Annotated in this window: 17 protein-coding genes; 16 read left to right on the top strand and 1 reads right to left on the bottom strand. The window is 45.4% G+C overall.

Annotation, left to right across the window (positions count from 1 at the left end; translation table 11 throughout):
- Positions 1-24 precede the first annotated feature (24 nt).
- The 9 genes from JNG37_RS02725 (at position 25) to lacD (ending at position 15,871) form a co-directional block, all read left to right on the top strand.
- Positions 25-1,932: a sucrose-specific PTS transporter subunit IIBC gene (locus tag JNG37_RS02725; protein ID WP_158455749.1), complete on the top strand. Its 1,908-nt coding sequence runs from the start codon at positions 25-27 to the stop codon at positions 1,930-1,932.
- Between the two features lie 189 nt (positions 1,933-2,121).
- Positions 2,122-3,000 carry a fructokinase ScrK gene (gene scrK / locus JNG37_RS02720; RefSeq protein ID WP_158455747.1) on the top strand — a complete coding sequence of 293 codons (879 nt, stop codon included), beginning with the start codon at positions 2,122-2,124 and terminating at the stop codon, positions 2,998-3,000.
- 110 nt (positions 3,001-3,110) lie between these two features.
- Positions 3,111-4,052, top strand: a complete 942-nt coding sequence (gene manA, locus JNG37_RS02715; protein ID WP_158456084.1) for a mannose-6-phosphate isomerase, class I — start codon at positions 3,111-3,113, stop codon at positions 4,050-4,052.
- Positions 4,053-4,160: 108 nt separating this feature from the next.
- Positions 4,161-6,683, top strand: coding sequence for a preprotein translocase subunit SecA (gene secA / locus JNG37_RS02710; RefSeq protein ID WP_158455745.1), 2,523 nt, complete (start codon positions 4,161-4,163; stop codon positions 6,681-6,683).
- Between the two features lie 57 nt (positions 6,684-6,740).
- Positions 6,741-7,109 carry a holo-ACP synthase gene (gene acpS, locus JNG37_RS02705; RefSeq protein WP_158455743.1) on the top strand — a complete coding sequence of 123 codons (369 nt, stop codon included), beginning with the start codon at positions 6,741-6,743 and terminating at the stop codon, positions 7,107-7,109.
- Complete coding sequence (gene alr, locus JNG37_RS02700) at positions 7,093-8,196, top strand: alanine racemase (RefSeq protein WP_158455741.1); 1,104 nt, start codon at positions 7,093-7,095, stop codon at positions 8,194-8,196. Before acpS ends, alr begins: the two co-directional genes overlap by 17 nt.
- A 122-nt stretch (positions 8,197-8,318) precedes the next feature.
- Positions 8,319-13,547: a discoidin domain-containing protein gene (locus JNG37_RS02695; RefSeq protein WP_158455739.1), complete on the top strand. Its 5,229-nt coding sequence runs from the start codon at positions 8,319-8,321 to the stop codon at positions 13,545-13,547.
- A gap of 155 nt (positions 13,548-13,702) precedes the next feature.
- Positions 13,703-14,848 carry an N-acetylglucosamine-6-phosphate deacetylase gene (gene nagA, locus JNG37_RS02690; protein ID WP_158455737.1) on the top strand — a complete coding sequence of 382 codons (1,146 nt, stop codon included), beginning with the start codon at positions 13,703-13,705 and terminating at the stop codon, positions 14,846-14,848.
- Between the two features lie 21 nt (positions 14,849-14,869).
- Entirely contained in the window at positions 14,870-15,871 is a 1,002-nt protein-coding gene (lacD, locus tag JNG37_RS02685) for a tagatose-bisphosphate aldolase (protein ID WP_105209352.1), read from the top strand.
- A gap of 29 nt (positions 15,872-15,900) precedes the next feature.
- Here lacD and JNG37_RS02680 read toward each other — a convergent pair whose 3' ends face one another.
- On the bottom strand, positions 15,901-17,253 hold the full coding sequence (locus JNG37_RS02680; RefSeq protein ID WP_158455735.1) for an aspartate kinase: 1,353 nt from the start codon (positions 17,251-17,253) through the stop codon (positions 15,901-15,903).
- Between the two features lie 132 nt (positions 17,254-17,385).
- Here JNG37_RS02680 and JNG37_RS02675 point away from each other — a divergent pair, with 132 nt between their 5' ends.
- From JNG37_RS02675 to fabD, 7 genes are all read left to right on the top strand, one after another.
- The gene (locus tag JNG37_RS02675; RefSeq protein ID WP_158455733.1) at positions 17,386-18,027 is read left to right on the top strand and encodes an HAD family hydrolase; all 642 of its coding nucleotides are present in this window, start codon (positions 17,386-17,388) and stop codon (positions 18,025-18,027) included.
- Between the two features lie 134 nt (positions 18,028-18,161).
- Entirely contained in the window at positions 18,162-18,953 is a 792-nt protein-coding gene (locus tag JNG37_RS02670) for an enoyl-CoA hydratase (RefSeq protein WP_158455731.1), read from the top strand.
- Between the two features lie 79 nt (positions 18,954-19,032).
- Positions 19,033-19,467 (top strand): fatty acid biosynthesis transcriptional regulator FabT, encoded by a 435-nt coding sequence (fabT, locus tag JNG37_RS02665; RefSeq protein ID WP_158455729.1) that lies wholly within the window; start codon positions 19,033-19,035, stop codon positions 19,465-19,467.
- Positions 19,464-20,441: a beta-ketoacyl-ACP synthase III gene (locus JNG37_RS02660; protein ID WP_158455727.1), complete on the top strand. Its 978-nt coding sequence runs from the start codon at positions 19,464-19,466 to the stop codon at positions 20,439-20,441. The genes fabT and JNG37_RS02660 overlap by 4 nt, the downstream gene beginning before the upstream one ends.
- Before the next feature lie 58 nt (positions 20,442-20,499).
- Positions 20,500-20,724, top strand: a complete 225-nt coding sequence (locus JNG37_RS02655) for an acyl carrier protein (protein WP_002938891.1) — start codon at positions 20,500-20,502, stop codon at positions 20,722-20,724.
- A 314-nt stretch (positions 20,725-21,038) separates the two neighbouring features.
- A complete protein-coding gene (gene fabK / locus JNG37_RS02650; protein WP_158455725.1) occupies positions 21,039-22,004 on the top strand; it encodes an enoyl-[acyl-carrier-protein] reductase FabK in 966 nt (321 codons plus the stop codon).
- Between the two features lies 1 nt (position 22,005).
- Positions 22,006-22,926 carry an ACP S-malonyltransferase gene (gene fabD, locus JNG37_RS02645; protein WP_158455723.1) on the top strand — a complete coding sequence of 307 codons (921 nt, stop codon included), beginning with the start codon at positions 22,006-22,008 and terminating at the stop codon, positions 22,924-22,926.

The following is a 22,926-nucleotide window of genomic DNA, read 5'->3' as shown; positions in this document are numbered from 1 at the left end:
TATTTATAAGGAGATTTTTGCAAGATGAACAATACTGAAATTGCAAAAAAAGTCATTGACGCCCTTGGCGGACGTGAGAACGTTCGCAGTGTTGCCCACTGTGCGACTCGCCTTCGTGTCATGGTTGTTGATGAAGGAAAAATTGATAAGGAGACTGTAGAAGACATCGAAAAAGTACAAGGTGCCTTCTTCAACTCAGGTCAATACCAAATCATCTTTGGTACTGGTACAGTTAACAAAATCTATGATGAAGTAGTTGCCCTTGGTTTGCCAACAGCAACAACTGGTGAGCAAAAAGCAGAAGCAGCTGCACAAGGTAATGCTTTCCAACGTGCGATCCGTACCTTCGGTGACGTATTCGTTCCAATCATTCCTGCTATCGTAGCAACTGGTCTTTTCATGGGTCTTCGTGGTCTTTTGACACAAGAAGCAATCATGGGAGCTCTTGGTGTTACAGAATGGAACGCTGACTTCATCACTTATACTCAAATCTTAACAGATACAGCCTTCATCATCTTGCCAGCCTTGGTTGTATGGTCAACTTTCCGTGTATTCGGTGGTAACCAAACAATCGGTCTTGTTCTTGGTATGATGTTGATTTCTGGCTCATTGCCAAACGCTTGGGCAGTTGCTTCAGGTGGCGATGTGACACCACAAATCTTCTTTGGTTTCATTCCAGTTGTTGGTTTGCAAGGTTCAGTATTGCCAGCCTTCATCATCGGTATCGTTGGTGCTCAATTCGAAAAAGCAGTCCGTAAGGTTGTTCCAGAAGTACTTGATCTCTTGGTAACTCCATTCATTACCCTCTTGGTAATGTCTATCCTCGGTCTCTTCGTGATTGGTCCAGTCTTCCACGTAGTTGAAAACTACATCTTGTTGGCAACACAAGCAATCTTGAGCTTGCCATTTGGTCTTGGTGGTCTCCTTATCGGTGGTGTTCACCAAATCATCGTGGTATCAGGTGTTCACCATATCTTCAACTTGCTTGAGTCACAATTGGTAGCAAATACTGGTGCTAACCCATTCAACGCGATCATCACTGCAGCGATGACAGCACAAGGTGCGGCAACTGTAGCGGTTGGTGTGAAAACTAAGAACGCCAAATTGAAAGCTCTTGCTTTCCCGGCAGCTCTTGCAGCCTTCCTCGGTATTACTGAGCCAGCTATCTTCGGTGTCAACTTGCGATTCCGTAAGCCATTCTTCTTGTCATTGGCAGCTGGTGCCCTTGGTGGTGCAGTAGCATCTCTTCTTGGTCTTGCAGGTACTGGTTTTGGTATCACCATCATCCCAGGTACACTTCTTTATGTTGACGGTCAATTGCCACAATACTTGCTCATGGTAGCTGTGTCATTCGCAGCAGGTTTCGCTTTGACTTACTTCTTCGGTTATGAAGACGAGGAGAAAGATGTAAAAAAGCCTAGCGCTTCAGCACAAGAAACAGCAAAAACGCTTGAAGAAGCAGAGACAGGACTTGTAGCTGAAGAAACTCTTGTATCTCCACTTTCAGGTGACGTTGTTGCCCTTGAAAATGTTAATGACCCAGTTTTTTCATCAGGAGCTATGGGTAAAGGTTTGGCGGTTAAGCCGACTGAGGGTGTTGTTTACGCACCAGCAGATGCAGAGGTAACAATCGCATTTGAAACAGGCCATGCCTATGGTTTGAAAACAGCTTCAGGTGCTGAAATCTTGATCCACATTGGTATTGATACGGTTTCAATGAACGGTGAAGGATTTGAAAAATTGGTTGCTGCAGGTGACAAGGTTGCCGCAGGTACACCAATTGCTAAATTTGATGCAGGTAAAATTGCTGCAGCTGGATTGGATGACACAACAATGGTCATCGTTACCAACACAGCTGACTTTACAGCAGTTGATGCCTTGGCTTCAGGAACAATTGCTCACGGAGCTGATTTCCTTAAAGTCGCTAAATAATTCTAAGAATAGCAGAGCTTTCATAACCTGCTTGGTCAACTCGATCAAAATCGACCCGCCAAGCACCTCCCTTCATCTTTTTGAAAGTCAAGTTACTACTTAGGAAAATACCAAGAAAAAGGCGCTAGCCTTTTTCTTCTGTTTCTATCTATGGTATAATAGATAAGATAAAACATTGGAGAAACAAACATGACGAAATTATACGGTAGCTTGGAAGCTGGTGGAACAAAATTTGTTTGTGCGATTGGAGATGAGGATTTTCAAATCGTTGAAAAAACACAGTTTCCCACAACGACACCTTATGAAACTATTGAGCGTACAGTTGAATTTTTCAAACGCTATGAAGATCGCCTAGCAGGTATTGCCATCGGTTCCTTTGGTCCGATTGATATTGACCAAAACTCACAGACTTATGGCTACATTACTTCAACACCAAAACCACATTGGTCCAACATCGACTTGCTCGGTTTGATTGCTAAGGAATTTAATGTACCTTTTTATTTCACTACGGATGTGAATTCTTCTGCTTATGGCGAGACCTTGGTTCGCAAGGGTGTTAAAAGCTTGGTTTACTACACAATCGGTACAGGTATCGGAGCTGGTGCTATTCAAAACGGTGAATTCATCGGTGGACTGGGCCATACGGAAGCGGGGCATACCTATGTTGCCCTACATCCTTATGATGTCAAGCATGAGTTCAACGGAACCTGTCCATTCCACAATGGATGTTTGGAAGGTTTGGCAGCTGGTCCTTCTCTTGAAGGTCGTACCGGTATTCGTGGTGAGTTGATTGAACTCAACTCAGATGTCTGGGATGTTCAAGCCTACTACATCGCTCAAGCGGCTGTTCAGGCGACCCTGCTCTACCGTCCACAAGTTATTGTATTTGGTGGTGGTGTCATGGCGCAAGAACACATGCTCAACCGCGTTCGTGAGAAATTTGTTGGTCTCATGAATGATTACCTGCCAACGCCAGATGTCAAAGACTACATTGTAACGCCAGCTGTTGCTGAAAATGGCTCTGCTACACTTGGTAACTTTGCCTTGGCCAAAAAGATTGCGAAGTAAGGAACAGCCCTTTGGGGCTGTTTTTACATGCAGTTGAACAGTTTTCATCTTTGCTTGGAATTTTCATGTAAAATTTGGTATGATGGGAACATAGAATGAATGAGGTAGTAATCATGGAACCATTATTTTTACATCCGGTTATGCAGGAAAAAATTTGGGGAGGGACACGCCTTCGGGAAGAATTTGACTATGTAATTCCCAGTGAAACGACTGGAGAGTGCTGGGCAATTTCAGCCCATCCCAATGGAGTATCTACCGTTGTTAACGGAGCTTTTGCTGGTTGGGGCTTGGATCAACTCTATGCCCAACATAGAGAATTGTTTGGAAATAGCGAAAGTCCAGTTTTTCCTTTGTTGACCAAGATTTTAGATGCCAATGATTGGCTGAGTGTACAGGTGCATCCAGATGATACTTACGGTCTAGCTCATGAAGGAGAATTAGGAAAAACAGAATGTTGGTATGTGATTGCAGCCGATGAGGGTGCGGAGATTATCTATGGCCACCAAGCCCAGTCCAAAGAAGACTTGGCAGCACAAATCCAAGCTGGCAATTGGGAAGACTTGCTGACTCGAGTGCCAGTGAAGGCAGGGGACTTTTTCTTCGTTCCAAGCGGTACCATGCATGCGATTGGCAAGGGAATTTTGATTTTAGAAACCCAACAATCTAGCGACACAACCTATCGTGTTTATGATTTCGATCGTCGGGATGATCAAGGCAATCTGCGTGAACTGCATATTCAGCAATCGATTGATGTGACGACGATTGGCCAGCCAGCTAATAGTCATCCAGACCGACAATTCATCGGCAATTTGGCAACAACGACCTTTGTCAGCAATCCCTTCTTTACGGTTTACCAATGGGAAGTAACGGGTCCTGTAGAGATGAAAAAAGTAGCGGATTATTACTTGGTGAGTGTACTTGATGGGCAAGGACAGGTGACCGTGGGGGAGCAAACCTATCCATTGCAAAAAGGGCAGCATTTCATTTTGCCAAGTACTGTAGCATCCTGGAAATTTGATGGGCAATTGCATTTGATAGCTAGCCATCCTTAAAAATATTGGATATATTGATTCTGGATTGGTCTGATCAAAACCTTGAAATCAAGCTATAATTATGATACAATTATTAATTGAACTGAAACAAAAGTAGGTATAAAATTTATGGTAAGAAATATGCTTCGCTCCCTCATCGAAAATGAGAAGGGCGAATTACGAAAACTGGAGAAAATGGCTGATAAAGTCTTTTCTTATGCAGAACAGATGGAAGCCCTCTCTGACGAGGAGCTCAAGGCAAAGACCGTCGAGTTTAAAAAGCGTCACATGGATGGCGAGTCCTTAGATGATTTGCTCTTTGAAGCCTTTGCGGTAGTCCGTGAAGCTGCAAGACGAGTTTTGGGCTTGTACCCTTATAAGGTACAGGTCATGGGTGGTATTGTCCTCCACAACGGGGATGTGCCAGAGATGCGTACGGGTGAAGGTAAAACCCTGACTGCGACTATGCCTGTATACCTCAATGCCTTATCTGGAAAAGGGGTTCACGTTGTAACGGTCAATGAATACCTGTCAACACGTGACGCTACAGAGATGGGTGAATTGTACTCTTGGTTGGGCTTGTCTGTCGGTATTAACTTGGCAGCCAAATCACCGTTTGAAAAACGTGAAGCCTATAATTGCGATATCACCTATTCAACCAATGCTGAGATTGGTTTCGACTATCTCCGTGATAACATGGTGGTTCGTGCAGAAGAGATGGTACAGCGTCCTTTGAACTATGCCTTGGTCGATGAGGTTGACTCTATCTTGATTGACGAAGCACGGACGCCATTGATTGTATCAGGTCCGCAAGGTTCAGAAACTAACCAACTCTACTTCTTGGCAGACAAATTGGTCAAATCACTAGATCAGGATGACTATATCATCGATGTGCCATCTAAGACAATTGGTTTGGCGGATTCAGGAATTGACAAGGCAGAGAAGTTCTTCAAGTTAGACAACTTGTATGATATTGAAAACGTAGCAATTACCCACTTCTTGGATAATGCCCTTCGTGCCAACTACATTATGACCTATGATGTGGATTACCTGGTCAATGACGAACAAGAAGTCATGATTATCGATCCGTTTACAGGTCGTACCATGGAAGGACGTCGTTACTCGGATGGTCTTCACCAGGCCATTGAAGCCAAGGAAGGAGTCCCAGTTCAAAACGAATCCAAGACAAGTGCTTCGATCACCTACCAAAACCTCTTCCGGATGTATAAAAAGCTCTCTGGTATGACTGGTACTGGTAAGACGGAAGAAGAAGAATTCCGTGAAATCTATAACATTCGCATTGTTCCAATTCCAACCAACCGTCCGATTGCTCGTATTGACCATGAAGACTTGTTGTATCCAAGTTTGGAATACAAGTTCAATGCCGTTGTGGCAGATGTTAAAGCGCGTTATGAAAAAGGCCAGCCAGTTCTGGTTGGTACCGTTGCGGTTGAAACTTCTGACTACCTTTCACAACGTTTGGTAGCGGCAGGCATTCCTCATGAAGTGTTGAATGCGAAAAACCACTACCGTGAAGCGCAGATCATCATGAATGCAGGTCAACGTGGTGCTGTGACGATCGCTACCAACATGGCAGGGCGTGGTACAGATATCAAGTTGGGCCCTGGTGTTCGTGAGCTTGGTGGTCTTTGCGTCATCGGTACAGAGCGCCATGAGAGCCGTCGTATTGATAACCAGCTTCGTGGTCGTTCTGGTCGTCAAGGTGACCCAGGTGAGTCTCAATTCTACCTTTCTTTGGAAGATGACTTGATGAAACGCTTTGGTTCAGAACGCATTAAGGCCTTTATGGATCGAATGAACCTGACAGAAGAAGAGTCAGTAATCAAATCAGGTATGTTGACACGCCAAGTTGAAGCGGCTCAGAAGCGTGTTGAAGGAAATAACTACGATTCCCGTAAGCAAGTTCTTCAATACGATGATGTCATGCGTGAGCAACGTGAGATTATCTACAGCCAACGTTATGATGTCATCACAGCAGATCGTGACCTTGCACCGGAAATCAAGAGTATGATCAAGCGGACCATCGAGCGTCAAGTTGCTGCCCACCACCAATCTGAGCACGAAGAAGCTATCGAAGGCATCTTGAAATTTGCACAGATGAACCTGGTGGATGAGTATTCTATCCACATCGAGGACTTGGAGAATCTTTCAGAAGAGGAAATTGTTGAGGAACTCTACAACCGTTCGATGGAGGTTTACCAAAGTCAGGTTGACAAGTTGAAGGATGCAGAGCGCATTCAAGAATTCCAAAAAGTCTTGATCTTGCGTGTGGTAGATAACAAGTGGACGGATCACATTGATTCTATGGATCAATTGCGAAATGCAGTTAGCTTGCGTGGTTATGCACAAAACAACCCGATTGTGGAGTACCAATCAGAAGCTTTCACTATGTTTAATGACATGATTGGTGCTATTGAGTTTGATGTGACACGCTTGATGATGAAAGCGCAAATTCACGACAACATTGAACGTGAACGTGCAGCTCAAGAAGCGCATACGACAGCTGTTAAGAACATTATTCCAGACCAGCCTGCTCATGTGGCAGAAGTGGCATTTGAGGGTGTTCATCGTAATGACCCATGTCCTTGCCAGTCTGGTAAGAAGTTTAAAAACTGTCACGGTCGCAAATAAGAAACAAAGGATAAAAAGAGGTCTTGGATACCATTCCAGACCTTTTTTGGAAGCAAGATGATTATTGGATATGGCATTGATTTGCAGGAGATTTCAGCTGTTCAGGCAGCGGTGGACAAGCACCCCAGATTTCCCCAGCGGATTCTGACAGAAGAGGAGATGGTTCGGTACAGGGAATTGCCGACAAAGCGGCGGCTGGCTTATTTAGCTGGGCGATGGGCTGCTAAGGAGGCATTTTCCAAGGCCATGGGAACTGGAATTGGAACACTGGGCTTTCTGGACATTGAGATTTTGTCAGACCGACTAGGGGCACCTTATGTCAGCCGCTCACCATTTGAGGGGAAAGTGTGGGTTTCCATCAGTCATTCTGGAAATTTTGCCCAAGCTAGTGTCATTTTGGAGGAAAACCATGAAAGCAAGCAGTAGTAGGCCCAGTTGGGCCCAAATCGATTTAGAAAATATTTCCTATAATCTAGAGCAAATGAAGGCTCACTTGCCAGTTCGTCAACAGGTTTTTGCGGTTGTCAAAGCAGATGCTTACGGGCATGGCGCCTTAGCGGTTGCCAAGCAACTGGCTAGTCAGGTAAATGGATTTTGCGTTGCCACATTTGATGAAGCCTTGGAGCTGAGACAGGCAGGAATTGAGTCCCGTATTTTGGTGCTGGGAGTCATTCCGATTGATCAGGTAGAGCAAGCTGGGCAGTTAAGCATCTCCATTACCGTGACCAGCTTGGAGTGGTTGCAGTTGGCCCTTGCTGGGCAGGTGAGCTTTGACCAAGTGGCTGTTCACATCAAGATTGATTCTGGTATGGGGCGATTGGGCTTTAGACAACCTGCAGAAATGTTGGAGGCTTTGGAGATTTTGGACCAAGCTGGTGCGTATTTTGAAGGAATCTATACCCATTTTGCGAGTGCAGACGAGCAAGATGACCGACGGTTCCATGATCAATTGGCTCGCTTCCAAGAATTTTTGGACCAGCTGGAAACCTTGCCAGCTCTTGTACATGCTAGCAATTCTGCAGCAAGTCTCTGGCAGGACCAAGCGCTCTTCAATATGGTCCGTCTAGGAGATGTTCTCTATGGTTTGAACCCAAGTGGACGGGCCTTGGAATTGCCCTTCTCCATTCGTCCAGCACTCAGTCTCTATTCTGAAATTGTCCATGTTAAACGCCTTGAAGCTGGTGCAACGGTTGGCTATGGTCACACCTACACCAGTCAGGCAGAAGAGATTATCGCCACTGTTCCAATCGGTTATGCGGATGGATTGCGCCGTTCGCTGCAAGGTTTTCATGTCTTGGTAGATGGACAGATTTGCCCGATTGTGGGGCGTGTCTCAATGGATCAAATTACCATTAAACTCCCACGGGTCTATCCATTAGGAACACGAGTGACCTTGATTGGTCAGGACCAAGAAGCGACCATCTCTGTTCAGGATTGGGCAGACTATCTGGGAACGATTAACTATGAAATCACTTGTATGCTATCCGATAGATTGCCTCGAAAAATCGATTAAAAAGTCCGAAAGGGCTTTTTTGTTTGTGTAAATCTTGCTTGAAAGCGCAAACAAACTATGTTAATATATAGTTGATAAAAACTTTAACCAAAAATGTAAATGCTCACTAAGGAGGAAAAGTGATGAGGCGGACCAATCATACTCATCTCGAACGTCGCTATCGTTATGCGATTCGAAAATCTACTCTTGGAGTAGGAATCGCTGTTGTCGGCATTTTTTTAATGGGGACAAAATCGTCTCAGGTCTTGGCAGAAGAAGTACCAGTCCATTCGATAGAGATACTGATTGACGAGGAAAGTGCCTTAAGCGAAGAGGTAGAAACTCCCTCTGAACTGCCTCCAGTTGAGGTGAATCTTCACCCCGCAGGTGAGGTAGCTCTAGCTGAGGCAGGAGACGTCTTAGAGCCTATCTCAAGCAACCTTGTAGCTGGAAAAGAGGTGACCTCTTCAGGTATTGAAGAAGGGACTAGCTTTTTGGCTAGCTATGTTGTGGATCAAGACTCAGCTACACGCTTTTCAGGAGCGCGTATGAAGGCAAATGGGCCTGTCGATCCAGCTGCTCCTCAAACAAGCCAATGGTTGGAAGTTGATTTGGGTGACCAGGCAAGTGTGGACTCGATTGCGATTGATTTCTTCCAAAAGGTTTATGCAAGCAACTATCAGGTTGTGACATCTGCCAATAAAGAAAGTTGGCAGGAAGTTGCTACTAGGCACTTGGAAGCCAGTCCTTCTACGGTTAATCCGACTGATTTAATCCAATTCGAAACAGCAAAGGTAGTTGAGCGGTATCTACGTTTTACTTTTAACCAGGTCAATCCTTATGCGCATGGCAACTCAGTTTCCATCAAAGAAGTAAGGGTCATGGGGCGCATGTTGGGAGAGGAAGCAGCTCCTACTACTGGACAGAATCAGCCTTTTGTAGAAAGTTTGATTTCACGCAATCGCCCAGCCACTTCTTCAGGTGTGGAAGCTGGGACAGGAACTAGACCAGAGTTTGCCTTTGATACCGATGCAGCCAGTCGCTATGCTGCTCAAGATATGAAACCGAATGGACAGGTGGCGGCTGATTATAAACAAACATCCCAGTGGTTACAGGTCGACCTTGGCGCAGCATCGCGCATCAGCTCGATCGAAATTGATTTCTTTAAAAAAGTGTATGCTACGGATTATGAAATTCTGACAGCGGATGAAGAAAATGCCAGTCAGTGGACTAGTTTAGTCCGCCGTAGAGAGTTGCAGGACAGTCAGACACTTGAAAATCAAACGGACCGCATTCAATTTGAGAGTCCGCTTGAAGCTAAACGCTTTGTACGTTTTCGCTTTGACCGGGTCAATCGTTTTGCGGGAGGCAAGGCTGTTTCGGTGACCGATATTCGCATCAAGGGGATGTTGACAGAAGAGGTTAAAACACCAGTCGATCCGATTGCCAAGCTAGCCAATGCCAGTTTAGCTGTGGAAGATGGACGGGTTGTCTTGACCAATATCCAAGAAGATGATGAATATAGCTATGACATCATCGGATCAGCCAAGGAGTATGTCGTTGAAAACGATGGCCGTATTTCTTCCTACATTCTCAATGACCAAGATGTGGTTATGCTGGTTGCAGCACGACGGAAATCCGACCAGTCGATTTTGCCAGCCAGCAAGACCAATAAGACCATACGAATCGCTGCCAGCCATCAGGAAGAGGTTACTGGAAGCAATCAAAAGCCAAGTCTAGCTTTAGAGATTCAAGAATTTTTAGCTGGACAAGGCATTCGTCAGTTAAGCGAGTCGGATAAGGTCTATATCGATCCAGCCTTCAAGAAGCAGTTTGACCTCTTTAACCAGGACTTATCAGATATTCTGGGCTTCTCGCTCAGCCAGTCTAGTCGAGAAGAAGCGACCATTGTCTTCCAATTGTCCGACCAGTATAACCTGAAGGATGAAGGCTATCTCTTGCGAGTAGGAGAAAAAATAGAAATCTTTGCAGGTAGTGAAAAGGCCATCAACTATGCAGCAGTGACCCTGGCTCAAATGTTGCAAAAAGATGGGCACTTGACCCAGGGTGTCTATCGAGATTATCCAAACTATGCCATTCGAGGTATGTTGTTAGACGTGGCGCGGATTCCCATGCGGATGGACTTCCTGAAAGAAGTTTCTCGTCTGTTCCGCTGGTATAAACTCAATGAACTGCACCTCCATCTCAATGACACCCAATGGCCGGCAAGTGGTAATAGGGCGGATGTTGAGGCCTGGAGAAAAACGGAGAAAGCCCATCGCTTGGAGTCTCCAACATTCCCATCCTTGAATCAAGGTGATTTCAAGCATGATCGCTATGAAGGGGAATATGATTTTTACCGAACGATCTATGGCAACCCAACCTATAGTTTGGATGAATTTCGTGCTTTTCAGGCAGAAAACAAGGCAGCTGGTATCCAGATTCTAGCTGAAATTGACAGTCCAGGGCATTCGTCCGTTTATAGTATTTACGCTCTTGACAATCCTGATAATATTGATTATCTAGGACAGCCAATCCATCACCCTAGGGACTTAGAGGCTTTGGCTATTAACGAAGAAGTCCTGCCAGAACGGACGGCGCGTGCCAAACGCTTTATAACAGATCTGATTACAGGATATTTGGATGAAGAAATTTTTGATTATGATCATATTCATCTGGGGGTTGATGAATATTGGCAAAAAGAAGGTAACGTAGAGAGTTTCCGTACCTATCTAAACGAACTCAATGCCCTTGCTAAGTCAAAAGGAAAAACCTTGCGAACTTGGGGAGCACTTTCAAAATTCAATGGCACTACACCAGTAGATAAGGACATCATCTTTGATGAGTGGGCCCAGTACGAGTCGGTTTCTGTTGACCGAATCAATGAAGGCTTTAAGGTTGTCAATGTTCCGCAGCCATTTACCTATGTGACACCAGGACGTAATCACAAGGACATCATCAATGAGCAGTACGTTTTTGAACATTGGAATCCAACCATTTTCAACTTTGATTATGCCAATGCCTTAGCAGGTGAACCAAATCTGTTGGGAGCTAAGGGAGCCATGTGGGGGGATGAACATGCAGAAGGGATTGAAGAGAGTGATCTCTACTACCGTCTGGAAAAATCCTTGGCTATGATTGGATTTAAAACTTGGAATGACCAGACCAACCGCTCCTACTTAGACTATCAGACGTCAATGGAAGCGACAAAGTTGCGCAAAAATTACATGCCGCTTGAGAGTAAATCGGATGTCTTGGTTCACATTGATGCAGACCATGTTCATGATGGCTCCGTCGTGGATTTGAGCAACAACAACCGCAAGATTCAGTCTGTTGGAGACCTAACTGTGGAAGAATTGGATGGGGAAAAATGGTTCAAGTTTACAGGGGACAACTATCTCTTGACAGACATTGAGACCATTTCTCTTCCATACACGATTGAGATGACCTTTAGACCAACAGCGATTGACCAGGGAAGTCTGCTCTTCAGTGAAGATGGAGCGGTTTATCTCAATGGGACTGGTCGAAAACAGGATGGCACCGTAGCGAGCGGCCTGATGCTCAACCGATATTTTTATAGTCAGTTCCTTCATCCTCAGCTGGAGGCAGGTCGTGATTATAGGCTAACTCTGGCTGGAACCCGTCAGGTATTGACCCTGTACCTAGATGGTCAAAAAATTGTCACCCTTTCACATGATGAAAACGCTCCGACTGGCACAGACAAGAATTTCCGGACCAGTTTTAACCTGCCGTTCAAGGAAATTGCTAAAGGATTTAAGGGCTATATAAAAGACATCAAGGTTTACAACCGAACCAGTAGTGCCGAAGAGGTGACGACAGAAGCTTTGGCCAAGGTCAACATTGCCCTGCATAAGCCTGTTTATGACTATCGTCACCATTCCAATTTCTGGAACCAGCATATCCGTCCATACCATAAGGGAAATATTACAGATGGAGATACAGAAGCCAGTGAAGGCCGCTGGAATTCGAGTGATAGGGATACGGATTTCTTTATCGTCGATCTAGGCAGTTCGCAGGATATGTCTTCTATTGAGGTTCTATTTGATGCGAACCGTCTGGCAACGGATTTTAAGATCCTTGTTTCAGATGATTTAGAGGAATTCCGCGCCATTCATACCAGCAGTGGCAATACACAGGCCAAGTTAGTTATCGCCATTCAACCAACTAAGGCGCGCTATGTCAAATTTGAAAGCCTGAAGCGTCAGGCTGGAAAAAATGAAATTGCCGTGAGAGAGCTTCGGGTTTATCAGGATTTGGCTCAGGCGGAAAAAGCAGAGCTGGCGAGACAGTTTGCAGAAAAATTAGTGGATTACGACAACCAAGATTGGTTGACCGTCCACACCGTCCTACATAATAAATATGCCTCTGCTAATACTGTCCGACAAATGCTCGCACTGGTTTCTACTCTAGTTGATAGGCCAGACGAACCAGCTGAACCAAGTTCCCCAGTCGTTTCAACTCCACCGGTTGACGAGGCAAGCACACCAGTTGTTCCAACTCCTTCGGTTGACGAGCCAAGTACACCAGTTGTTCCCACTTCGCCAGTTGACGAGCCAAGTACACCGGTCGTACCAACTTCACCGGTTGACGAGCTAAGTACACCAGCTGTTCCAACTCCACCGGTTGACGAGCCAAGCACACCAGTTGTTCCAACACAACCGGTTGACGAGCCAGGCACACCAGTTGTTCCCACTCCGCCAGTTGACGAACCAAGCACACCAGTTGTTCCCACTCCGCCAGTTGACGAACCAAGCACACCAGTTGTTCCAACACCACCGACTACTGATCCGAGCGATTCGGAAGATCCGGTAGTTATTGAAGGTCAATTTGTCGCTCCCACCAGCCATCAAGTACCGGCTTATGATTGGGAAGCTCGAGTGACCTTGATGGATCGGGAGTCTGGGGTTAAGGTAGAGGGGCCAGTCTTGTACTTATACGGAATTGAGCGTGTCCTTGGACGTTTAGAGACTGTATCGGATTCGCTACATTACAAACTTGTTTTTCTCGATCAAGAGGGGCAAGAAGTACATCCATATGGTCCAGTTCAGTTGCTCTTGCCAGTTGTAGCTGAAGTTGAGAGCATTCGGTTGCTGACAGCGGAGGGACCACGTGAGTTGCCCTTCCAGTTGGAGGAGGAAGGCATACGGTTGACTAGTGCATACGGTGGCGAATATGTCTTGACGATTGCTAGTCTTCATGAAAAAGACCAGTCTATACGGCCAACCAATCAGGCAAATACAAAACCTGTTGATTCCGTTCTTCCAAAAACTGGTCAAGAAGCTAGTGCCCTCCTGTTTATGGGGCTAGCAAGTCTAGGAATGGCTAGTTGGATGAGAAGGAAAAGGGATTAGAATAAAAAAGGAAAATGTGAAATCCCTAGCCCTTGTCTAGGGATTTCACATCTTATAAGGAAATAGCTTGACAGAATCCAGCAATGAGATTACAATAGAAACAGGTGGATATAACCAGTTGTCCAATATAATATATTGATAAAAGGAGGGATGGCATGGCGCAGTATATTCATGCAAAATCAGTCATCTTGTCAGATTCAGAAGTAGAAAATGCCTATCTAGAATTAACAGAAGCAGGTACCTTTGGACAGATTCTGACAAAAAAACCAGAAGGGGATATCATCGATTATTCCAACTATCATCTGGCACCAGGTTTGGTGGACACCCATATTCATGGCTATGCATCTCACGATGTCATGGACAATGATTTCGAAGGAATCAAGGTGATTTCAGAGGGGCTCTTGTCTTGTGGGGTGACCTCTTGGCTTCCAACAACCCTGACAGATTCCACAGAAAATTTAGATGCAGTCTGTAAAACAATCGGAACCTATGCAGGTCAGGAAACAGGTGCCAAGATCCAGGGAATTTTCTTAGAAGGTCCCTTCTTTACAGAAAAATACAAGGGAGCTCAAAATCCCAAGTATATGAGCGATCCATCTATTGAGAAATTGGACAAATGGCACCAGCTCTCCAAGGGCTTGGTTAATAAAATTGCCATTGCGCCAGAAAGAGAAGGTGTGACAGAATTTATCGAATTTGCCAACAGCAAGGCCATTCATACAGCTCTCGCTCATAGTGATGCGACCTATGCGCAAGCAGAAGCGGCTGTAAAGGCTGGTGCAAATATTTTTGTCCATGTTTACAATGGTATGAGTGGGCTACATCATCGTGAGCCAGGAATGGTTGGCGCGGCCCTGAACTTAAAAAATGTTTATGCAGAAATGATTTGTGATGGTCACCATGTTCATCCAGCGGCAGCAGAAGTCGTTATTAAAGCGCGTGGCGCAGAAGAAACGGTATTGATTACAGACTGTATGCGAGCTGGAGGAATGGGTGAAGGTGATTCTCGACTTGGAGAATTTGAAGTCGTTGTAAAAGACGGCACAGCCCGCCTCAAGCACAATGGAAGCTTGGCAGGATCAATCCTCGAATTGATCCAAGCTGTTCAGCATGTGGTTGAATGGGGGTTGGTTTCTCTGCCTGATGCCCTTCGAATGGCATCTTTGGCACCAGCTCGTTCTGTCAACATCGACCATGTTTGTGGTCAGATTGCAGAAGGACGGGCAGCAGACTTTATCGTTGTAGATGATGCGGGACGTTTGAAAGCTACCTACCTCGATGGAGTGAAACGATTCGGTTAAAAAATCCTTAGGAGGAAAAGAATGACAAAATTACAACTTTCTCAGGCTAAATTTGACCACATGACCCGCTTGTCAAACAGTGATCAGGTGATTGCGGCCTTGGCGATTGACCAACGTGGTGCATTGAAACGCCTGTTGGCTGCGGCAGCAGGTGGTGGCGAATTTGGAGATGACATTTTGATTGACTTCAAAAAAGTCATTTCAAGCGATTTGACCCCTTATGCAAGCTCCATTCTTTTAGATGCTGAGTATGGTGTGCCAGCTTCAGAATTGCGCCATGCAGACTGCGGTTTCATTGCAGCTTATGAAAAAACAGGTTACGATGCTTCCACACCAGGTCGTTTGCCAGACCTTTTGCCAAACTGGTCAGCAAAACGCATCAAAGAATTGGGTGCAGATGCCGTAAAAATCTTGCTTTACTATGATGTAGATGACAAGCCAGAAATCAATGACATCAAGCATGCTTGGGTAGAACGTATTGGTAGCGAGTGTATCGCAGAAGATATTCCTTACTTCGTTGAAATCTTGACCTACGATGCCAGCGACATGGATGTAACATCTCGCGAATACGCAGCCCTCAAGCCACACAAGGTCAATGGTGCCATGCGTGAATTCAGTAAGCCACGCTACAATGCAGATGTGCTTAAGGTAGAAGTACCAGTTAACATGAACTTTGTAGAAGGCTACACAGATGAAGAGCCAGTCTATACAGTTGAGGAAGCCAAGGCCTTCTTCAAGGAGCAAACAGATAGTACCCACTTGCCATTCATCTATTTGAGTGCGGGTGTATCTGCCAAACTCTTCCAAGAAACCCTTGTCTTTGCTAAAGAAGCCGGTTCAAGCTTTAACGGTGTTCTTTGTGGACGCGCAACTTGGAAGGATGCAGTAGCTATCTTTGCAAGTGAAGGGGAAGAAGCAGCTAAAGCTTGGTTGGCAGACCAAGGTCGCCGCAACGTAGAAGAACTCAACGAAGTTCTGGCAACAACTGCTCGTCCTTGGACTGAAAAAGTTGAAGTAAAATAAAAAGTTTGAGGAGTTTTCCTCAAACTTTTTTATTCTGCAAAGAATGCTTGGTAAAGGGCCTTGAGGGCCTTTTCTTTTTCTTCGGTTTTGATAACGAACATGACTGAAACCTCGCTAGCACCTTGTGAAATCATGGCCAAGTTGACGTTTTGTTGAGAGAGAGCGGCAGTTGCAGTAGCTGTTACCCCTACATGGCTCTTCATGTTTTCACCGACAATCATAATGATGGATAGACCGTGCTCGATTTCAGCCTTATCCACTTCCAATTTTGTCTTCAATTGACGGAGGATTTCTTCTTCCTTAATCGGAGTCAATTCACGCTCACGGAGTACGATGGATAAATCATCGATACCAGTTGGCATGTGTTCAAAGCGGATGTTCAAGTCTTCTAAGATTTGAAGAACCTTGCGGCCAAATCCAACTTCTCGGTTCATCAAATACTTGGACATGTTGATGCTTACAAAATCATCATCTGCAGCAATTCCGACGACTGGCAGGGTTTCGCTGCTGTGTTCCAAGACAATCTGTGTACCTGGATGGTCGGGGTTGTTGGTATTCTTAATAACCAGAGGAATACGGCCGCGATAGGCTGGTAGCAAGGCTTCGTCATGGAGGACGGAGAAGCCAGCGTAAGCCAATTCCCGCATTTCACGATAGGTCAATTCCTTGATTGAATGTGGGTTCTTAATGATGCCAGGGTGGGCAGCAAAAATGCCGTCAACATCCGTGAAGTTTTCATAGAGGTCTGCCTTAACACCAGCAGCAACAATCGAACCAGTGATGTCAGAGCCACCACGGGAAAAGGTACAGATTTGATTGTCGATGGTCACACCGAAGAAACCAGGGATAACCAAGACCTCATCTGCTTCTCGCAATTCTTCAATCTTGTCATAGCTAGAAGGCAAGATACGGGCATTTCCTGGTTCAGAAGAAACGATGATACCGGCTTTTTTAGGATGGACGTAGCGGGCTGGCAAGCCACGGTAGGTGAAGTATTCAGCGATTAACTTGGCATTGTTATCTTCGCCAGCGGCCAGAAAGCTATCATAGAGGAAATCGTTGTTTTCAATCGGAAGGGTTGCAAGGTCTTTGATGCTTTGAGCAATCTTTTTCATGCTCTTGGCAGTGAAGCCCAATTCGTCCACCATTGCTTGGTAACGGTCAATAATCCAATCCTGACTAGCAGTAACATCGTCCCCCTTGATGTAGCGTTTGTAGTATTGAATCAGGGCATCTGTTACCTTTGTATCAGCAGCATCCCGCTTACCAGGTGCTGAAACTACGACAAAGCGTCGTTCAGGATCCGCCTGGACAATGTTAAATACTTTTTCTAATTGGCTTGCAGAAGCGAGGGAGCTCCCCCCAAATTTTGTAACTTTCATCTCTACTCCTCAATCTTATTTTTTTTATTATAGCAAAAAGAGGGTATCTTGTCAGTAATCCTTTTTGAAAACTTCCCATTAACGGGTCTGGGAGAAAAATATGGTACAATGTAGTCTGGATTGGAGGAAGGAATGAAGGGCATTATTTTTGATATGGACGGTGTTCTGTTTGATACAGAACCATACTACTACCAACGTCGGGTAGATTTTTTGGCAACCAAGGGCTTGTCAGTTGCTCACTTGGAACCAGCTATTTTTGTCGGAGGCCGGGTTCATCAAGTTTGGCAGCTGATTTTGGGAGAACAGCTTGATCAGTGGGATGTTGCTGAACTCGAGAAGGAGTATCGGACTTACAAGGATCAACATCCAGTTCCTTATGATCGCCTTGTGTTTTCAGATGCTCAAGCAGTCTTGCACTGGTTGACAGAAGAGGGAATCAAACTGGCGCTTGCCTCAAACACGGATCGACAGGATATTGACCGGGCCTTGTCAGAGAGTGGTCTGGCGCCCTATTTTACGGCTGTATTTTCAGGGATGGACTGCAAGGCAGGTAAACCCGATCCAGAGGTCTATGAAAAAGCTGCGGCAGCACTTGGATTTTCAAAAGCTGAACTTTTGGTTATTGAAGACAGTCCAAAGGGTATTCAGGCAGGAAAGGCTGCTGGATTGCAAGTTTGGGCGATTGAGGACAAGCAAATTGGCTTGGACCAAAGTCAGGCAGATCGAAAGATTGAAAGCCTGAGTCAATTGAAAGAATGCATGAAAAGAGCTTAGGCTCTTTTTTTCGGACGTGACAGTTTTTTTGGTTTGAAAGCCAATCACCTGTCAAAAGTATGGTAGAATAGGATAAATTTAACTTTATAGTTTGATGTTCAAAGTTTTTTAGGAGATCAGTATAGGAGGAAATCATGCCTTATTCAACGATTCGCTATCAGGTGACAGAAGGTCTTGCGACCCTAACCCTTAACCGTCCTGATGTGGCAAACGGCTTTAATATTCCCATGTGCGAAGAGATGCTGGCTGCTATTGAGGAGACAGCTCAAAATGATCAGGTGCAGTTTCTAAAAATTGAAGCAGCGGGTTCAATCTTCTCTGTCGGAGGAGATTTGGTGGAGATGAAGCGAGCGGTGGATGAGGACGATATTCCTTCTCTTGTGCGCATAGCAGAGCTGGTTAATGACATCTCCTTCGCTCTCAAGCAACTACCAAAGGTTGTCATTATGGTCACCGATGGAGCAGTAGCTGGCGCCGCGGCCAATATGGCTGTTGCAGCCGATTTTGTCATCGCTTCAACCAAAACAAAATTCATCCAGGCCTTTGTTGGCGTCGGGTTGGCGCCAGATGCGGGTGGTATTTTCCTGCTCAGCCGTGCCATTGGTACCAATCGTGCCAGTCATTTGGCTATGACGGGAGAAGGTTTGTCTGCGGAGAAAGCTTTAGAATACGGCATTATTTATAAACTGGTTGAGCCAGAAAGGTTGGAAAAAACGGTTCAACAGGTCCTTAAGAAGCTCATGCGTGGTTCCATCAATTCCTATGTGGCGATTAAGCAATTGGTCTGGGAGAGTCAGTTCAAGGGCTGGGAATCCTATCGCCGCTTGGAGTTAGACCTACAAGAAAGTCTAGCCTTCAAAGAAGACTTCAAAGAAGGTGTACGTGCACATGCAGAGCGGAGGAGACCCGTTTTCAAAGGAAAATAAATAGCATTTTCTAAAAAAATATTTGACAATCAAATTATTCTGGAGTATACTTTGGCTATCAAAGTAAAGGAGGCTGATTTTGGAAGATCCAAAAATCAATGAATATCTAACGGCAATTTTTAATAATGTCCTGGTCATTCAGGAGAATAGCCTCCGAAAGAGTCGTTTCAACGACATTTCCATAAAGGAAATGCACACCATTGATGAAATTGGTGATAAGAAGGGAGCGACACCGAGTGATATTGCTCGGGCTTTGATGGTGACACTTGGAACGGTGACAACCAGTCTCAACAACTTGGAGAGAAAGGGCTATATCGAACGCGTGCGCTCTACCAAGGACAGACGGGTGGTTCATCTCTATCTGACCAAGAAGGGTCGTCTGGTCTATCGCTTGCACCAACGTTTCCATAATGAAATGGTCAAGCAGATTACAGATGGGATGGACGAGGCAGAATACCAAGTGATGAAAAAAGGGCTCTACAAACTCTATAATTTCTTGGAGGATTTGAAATGAGAACCTTCGCTAAAATCAGTCAGGTTGCCCACTATGTTCCTGAACAGCTTGTGAGCAATGATGATTTAGCACAGATCATGGATACCAGCGACGACTGGATTGCTTCTCGGACGGGTATTCGTCAAAGACGGATTGTTGTAGATGAAAATACCAGCGATTTAGCTAGTCAGGTTGCCCAATCCTTGCTAGACAAGTCGGGTGTGGCTGCTGATGAAATTGATTTTATCATCATCGCAACCATCACACCAGATTCAGCCATGCCGTCAACGGCAGCTCGGGTCCAGGCGGCAATCGGTGCCAAGAAAGCTTTTGCCTATGACCTGGTGGCAGCTTGTTCGGGCTTCGTTTTCGCCCTGTCCACCGCCGACAAACTGATCTCCTCTGGTATCTACCAAAAGGGAATCGTGATTGGAGCAGAGGTCTTGTCCAAGACTCTTGACTGGACAGATCGTGGAACGGCAGTCTTGTTTGGAGATGGTGCTGGTGGGGTTTTGTTGGAGGCCAGTCCTGAGCAACACTTTCTAGCAGAAATCAACCGAACGGATGGCAGTCGTGGTCTAGGTTTGACCTCTGGTCAAACAGGTTTGCACTCTCCCTTTTCAAAAGAAGGGAGCAACCAACCTTACTTGCAGATGGATGGTCGAGCGATTTTTGAGTTTGCTGTTCGCGACGTGACCAAGACCATTGCAGAGCTGTTAGACAGTCAGGGTCTGACTGGTGATGAGGTGGATTACTTCCTGCTTCATCAGGCAAATAGTCGGATTTTGGATAAGATGGCACGCAAGCTAGGTATTGGTATTGAGAAATTTCCAGCCAATATGATGCACTATGGCAATACCAGCGCAGCCAGCATTCCCATTCTTTTATCAGAATGTGTGGAAGCAGGCAGCTTGCGCTTGGATGGTAGCCAAACGGTTGTGTTGGCAGGCTTTGGTGGCGGCCTGACTTGGGGAACGCTACTACTGAAACTTTAGTTAATTCCTTGCCTTAGGCAAGATTTTAAAAATTTTTTTATCAAAAAGGAGCACTATCATGGCAGTATTTGAAAAAGTACAAGAAATCATCGTTGAAGAATTGGGTAAGGATGCTGAAGAAGTAACCCTTACAACAACCTTTGAAGATTTGGATGCAGATTCATTGGATCTTTTCCAAGTTATCTCTGAAATCGAAGATGCATTCGACATTCAAATCGATACTGAAGAAGGTTTGACAACTGTAGGCGACTTGGTTGCTTATGTTGAAGAAAAAACAAAATAATTATAGTCATTCAGTTTATCTTTTATTACGTCGTTAACTCGCTTTGCCGTACTCCAGTACTGTCTACAGCTCGTTGCCTAGTACTAAAAGCAAACTGAAAGACTATAGTATTCCTCTCCTTATTTCAAAGATAATATAAGGAAGAGGATAGCTAAGAAAAGTGCTAGTGAGCATTTTTCTTTGGGTAGATAGTTTGATATTCAAAACATTGAAGAATCAAACTAATTATTAAGTGAGGGCTTTGCCCTCGCTTGTTTAGCTAATTGTTTGATATTCAAATGATTAGGTAAGCAAGAAAAACAGATGAGGGAATTATGAAGACGAAAATAACAGAATTGCTCAATATTCAGTATCCAATTTTTCAAGGTGGTATGGCTTGGGTAGCTGATGGAGATTTGGCAGGTGCCGTATCTAATGCAGGTGGTCTAGGAATCATCGGCGGAGGAAATGCTCCCAAAGAGGTGGTCAAGGCAAATATTGACAAGGTTAAATCTATCACGGACAAGCCTTTCGGTGTCAATATCATGCTTTTGTCTCCTTTTGCGGATGACATTGTTGACTTGGTCATCGAAGAAGGGGTTAAGGTGGTGACGACAGGTGCGGGTAACCCTGGTAAATACATGGAACGCTTGCACGCTGCTGGTATTATTGTGATTCCAGTAGTTCCTAGTGTGGCTCTTGCCAAACGTATGGAAAAACTGGGTGTGGATGCCGTCATCGCAGAAGGAATGGAAGCAGGTGGCCACATCGGTAAATTGACCACCATGACCCTAGTCCGTCAGGTTGTTGAAGCCGTATCCATTCCTGTTATCGCAGCGGGCGGTATCGCAGACGGTGCAGGTGCTGCCGCGGCCTTTATGTTGGGAGCAGAAGCTATTCAAGTGGGGACACGTTTTGTTGTTGCCAAGGAGTCAAATGCCCATCCAGCCTACAAGGAAAAGGTCCTCAAGGCCAAGGATATTGACACGACTGTTTCTGCCTCCGTTGTCGGACATTCGGTGCGTGCCATTAAGAACAAACTTTCCACAGCCTATGCTGCTGCGGAAAAAGACTTCCTAGCAGGGAAAATTTCTGCAGAATCTATTGAAGAACTTGGGGCAGGTGCCCTTCGCAATGCCGTTGTGGACGGTGATGTGGTCAATGGTTCGGTCATGGCAGGTCAGATAGCTGGCTTGGTGACCAAGGAAGAAACCTGTGAAGAAATTCTGAAAGATTTATATTTTGGAGCTGCCAAGGTGATTCGTGAAGAGGCGAATCGCTGGGCATCTGTTGGAGAATAAGATGACAAAAACAGCCTTTCTATTTGCAGGTCAAGGGGCTCAGACACTTGGTATGGCTCGTGACCTCTATGACACTTATCCTATTGTCAAGGAAACCTATGATCAAGCTAGTCAGATTTTGGGCTATAATGTGCGGGACTTGATTGACCACCAGGAAGACAAGCTCAACCAGACTCGCTATACCCAGCCGGCAATTTTGGCAACATCCCTAGCTGTTTATCGTTTGTTGGCAGAAAAGGGGATTAAACCCGACATGGTAGCTGGTTTGTCCTTGGGAGAATACGCAGCCTTGGTTGCCTCAGGGGCTTTGGCCTTTGAAGATGCCATTTCCCTGATTGCCAAACGGGGTGAGTTTATGGAAACGGCTGCGCCAGCAGGAACTGGTAAGATGGTCGCTGTCCTCAATGCAGATGTCAACTTGATAGAAGAAATCTGTTCGACTGTTACCTCTGGGATTGTTTCCCCAGCCAACTACAACACACCAGCCCAAATCGTCATCGGAGGCGAGGTGGCTGCTGTGGATGAGGCGGTTGAATTGCTGAGGAAAGCAGGTGTCAAACGCATGATTCCGCTCAATGTATCTGGTCCCTTTCACACGGCTCTCCTGCGTCCAGCATCGGAGCAACTGGCTCAGGCCTTGGAGCAGGTGGAATTTGCGGACTTCCAAGTAGAGTTGGTTGGCAATACGGAAGCAAAGGTCATGAAAAAAGAGGACATCAAGTCCCTCTTGACCCGTCAGGTCATGGAGCCAGTTCGTTTTTATGAGTCAATCGCAACCATGCAGGCGGCTGGTGTGACTAACTTTATTGAAATCGGTCCAGGTAAAGTCTTATCAGGATTTGTCAAGAAAATCGATAAGACGGCTGAGGTTGTGACGGTGGAAGATGTAACAAGCCTAGAAAGCTTGTTGAATAGCCAATAA

Source organism: Streptococcus suis (genome assembly GCF_016775005.1).
Classification (GTDB): domain Bacteria; phylum Bacillota; class Bacilli; order Lactobacillales; family Streptococcaceae; genus Streptococcus; species Streptococcus suivaginalis.
This window is presented reverse-complemented; position numbering and strand designations above follow the sequence as displayed.

What these genes read in the sequence shown, in the direction of transcription:
- JNG37_RS02725 (WP_158455749.1), top strand. Translation starts at nt 25, where the DNA reads ATGAACAATACTGAAATTGCAAAAAAAGTCATTGACGCCCTTGGCGGA.
- scrK (WP_158455747.1), top strand. Translation starts at nt 2,122, where the DNA reads ATGACGAAATTATACGGTAGCTTGGAAGCTGGTGGAACAAAATTTGTT.
- secA (WP_158455745.1), top strand. Translation starts at nt 4,161, where the DNA reads ATGGTAAGAAATATGCTTCGCTCCCTCATCGAAAATGAGAAGGGCGAA.
- acpS (WP_158455743.1), top strand. Translation starts at nt 6,741, where the DNA reads ATGATTATTGGATATGGCATTGATTTGCAGGAGATTTCAGCTGTTCAG.
- alr (WP_158455741.1), top strand. Translation starts at nt 7,093, where the DNA reads ATGAAAGCAAGCAGTAGTAGGCCCAGTTGGGCCCAAATCGATTTAGAA.
- JNG37_RS02695 (WP_158455739.1), top strand. Translation starts at nt 8,319, where the DNA reads ATGAGGCGGACCAATCATACTCATCTCGAACGTCGCTATCGTTATGCG.
- nagA (WP_158455737.1), top strand. Translation starts at nt 13,703, where the DNA reads ATGGCGCAGTATATTCATGCAAAATCAGTCATCTTGTCAGATTCAGAA.
- lacD (WP_105209352.1), top strand. Translation starts at nt 14,870, where the DNA reads ATGACAAAATTACAACTTTCTCAGGCTAAATTTGACCACATGACCCGC.
- JNG37_RS02680 (WP_158455735.1), bottom strand. Translation starts at nt 17,253, where the DNA reads ATGAAAGTTACAAAATTTGGGGGGAGCTCCCTCGCTTCTGCAAGCCAA.
- JNG37_RS02675 (WP_158455733.1), top strand. Translation starts at nt 17,386, where the DNA reads ATGAAGGGCATTATTTTTGATATGGACGGTGTTCTGTTTGATACAGAA.
- JNG37_RS02670 (WP_158455731.1), top strand. Translation starts at nt 18,162, where the DNA reads ATGCCTTATTCAACGATTCGCTATCAGGTGACAGAAGGTCTTGCGACC.
- JNG37_RS02660 (WP_158455727.1), top strand. Translation starts at nt 19,464, where the DNA reads ATGAGAACCTTCGCTAAAATCAGTCAGGTTGCCCACTATGTTCCTGAA.
- JNG37_RS02655 (WP_002938891.1), top strand. Translation starts at nt 20,500, where the DNA reads ATGGCAGTATTTGAAAAAGTACAAGAAATCATCGTTGAAGAATTGGGT.
- fabK (WP_158455725.1), top strand. Translation starts at nt 21,039, where the DNA reads ATGAAGACGAAAATAACAGAATTGCTCAATATTCAGTATCCAATTTTT.
- fabD (WP_158455723.1), top strand. Translation starts at nt 22,006, where the DNA reads ATGACAAAAACAGCCTTTCTATTTGCAGGTCAAGGGGCTCAGACACTT.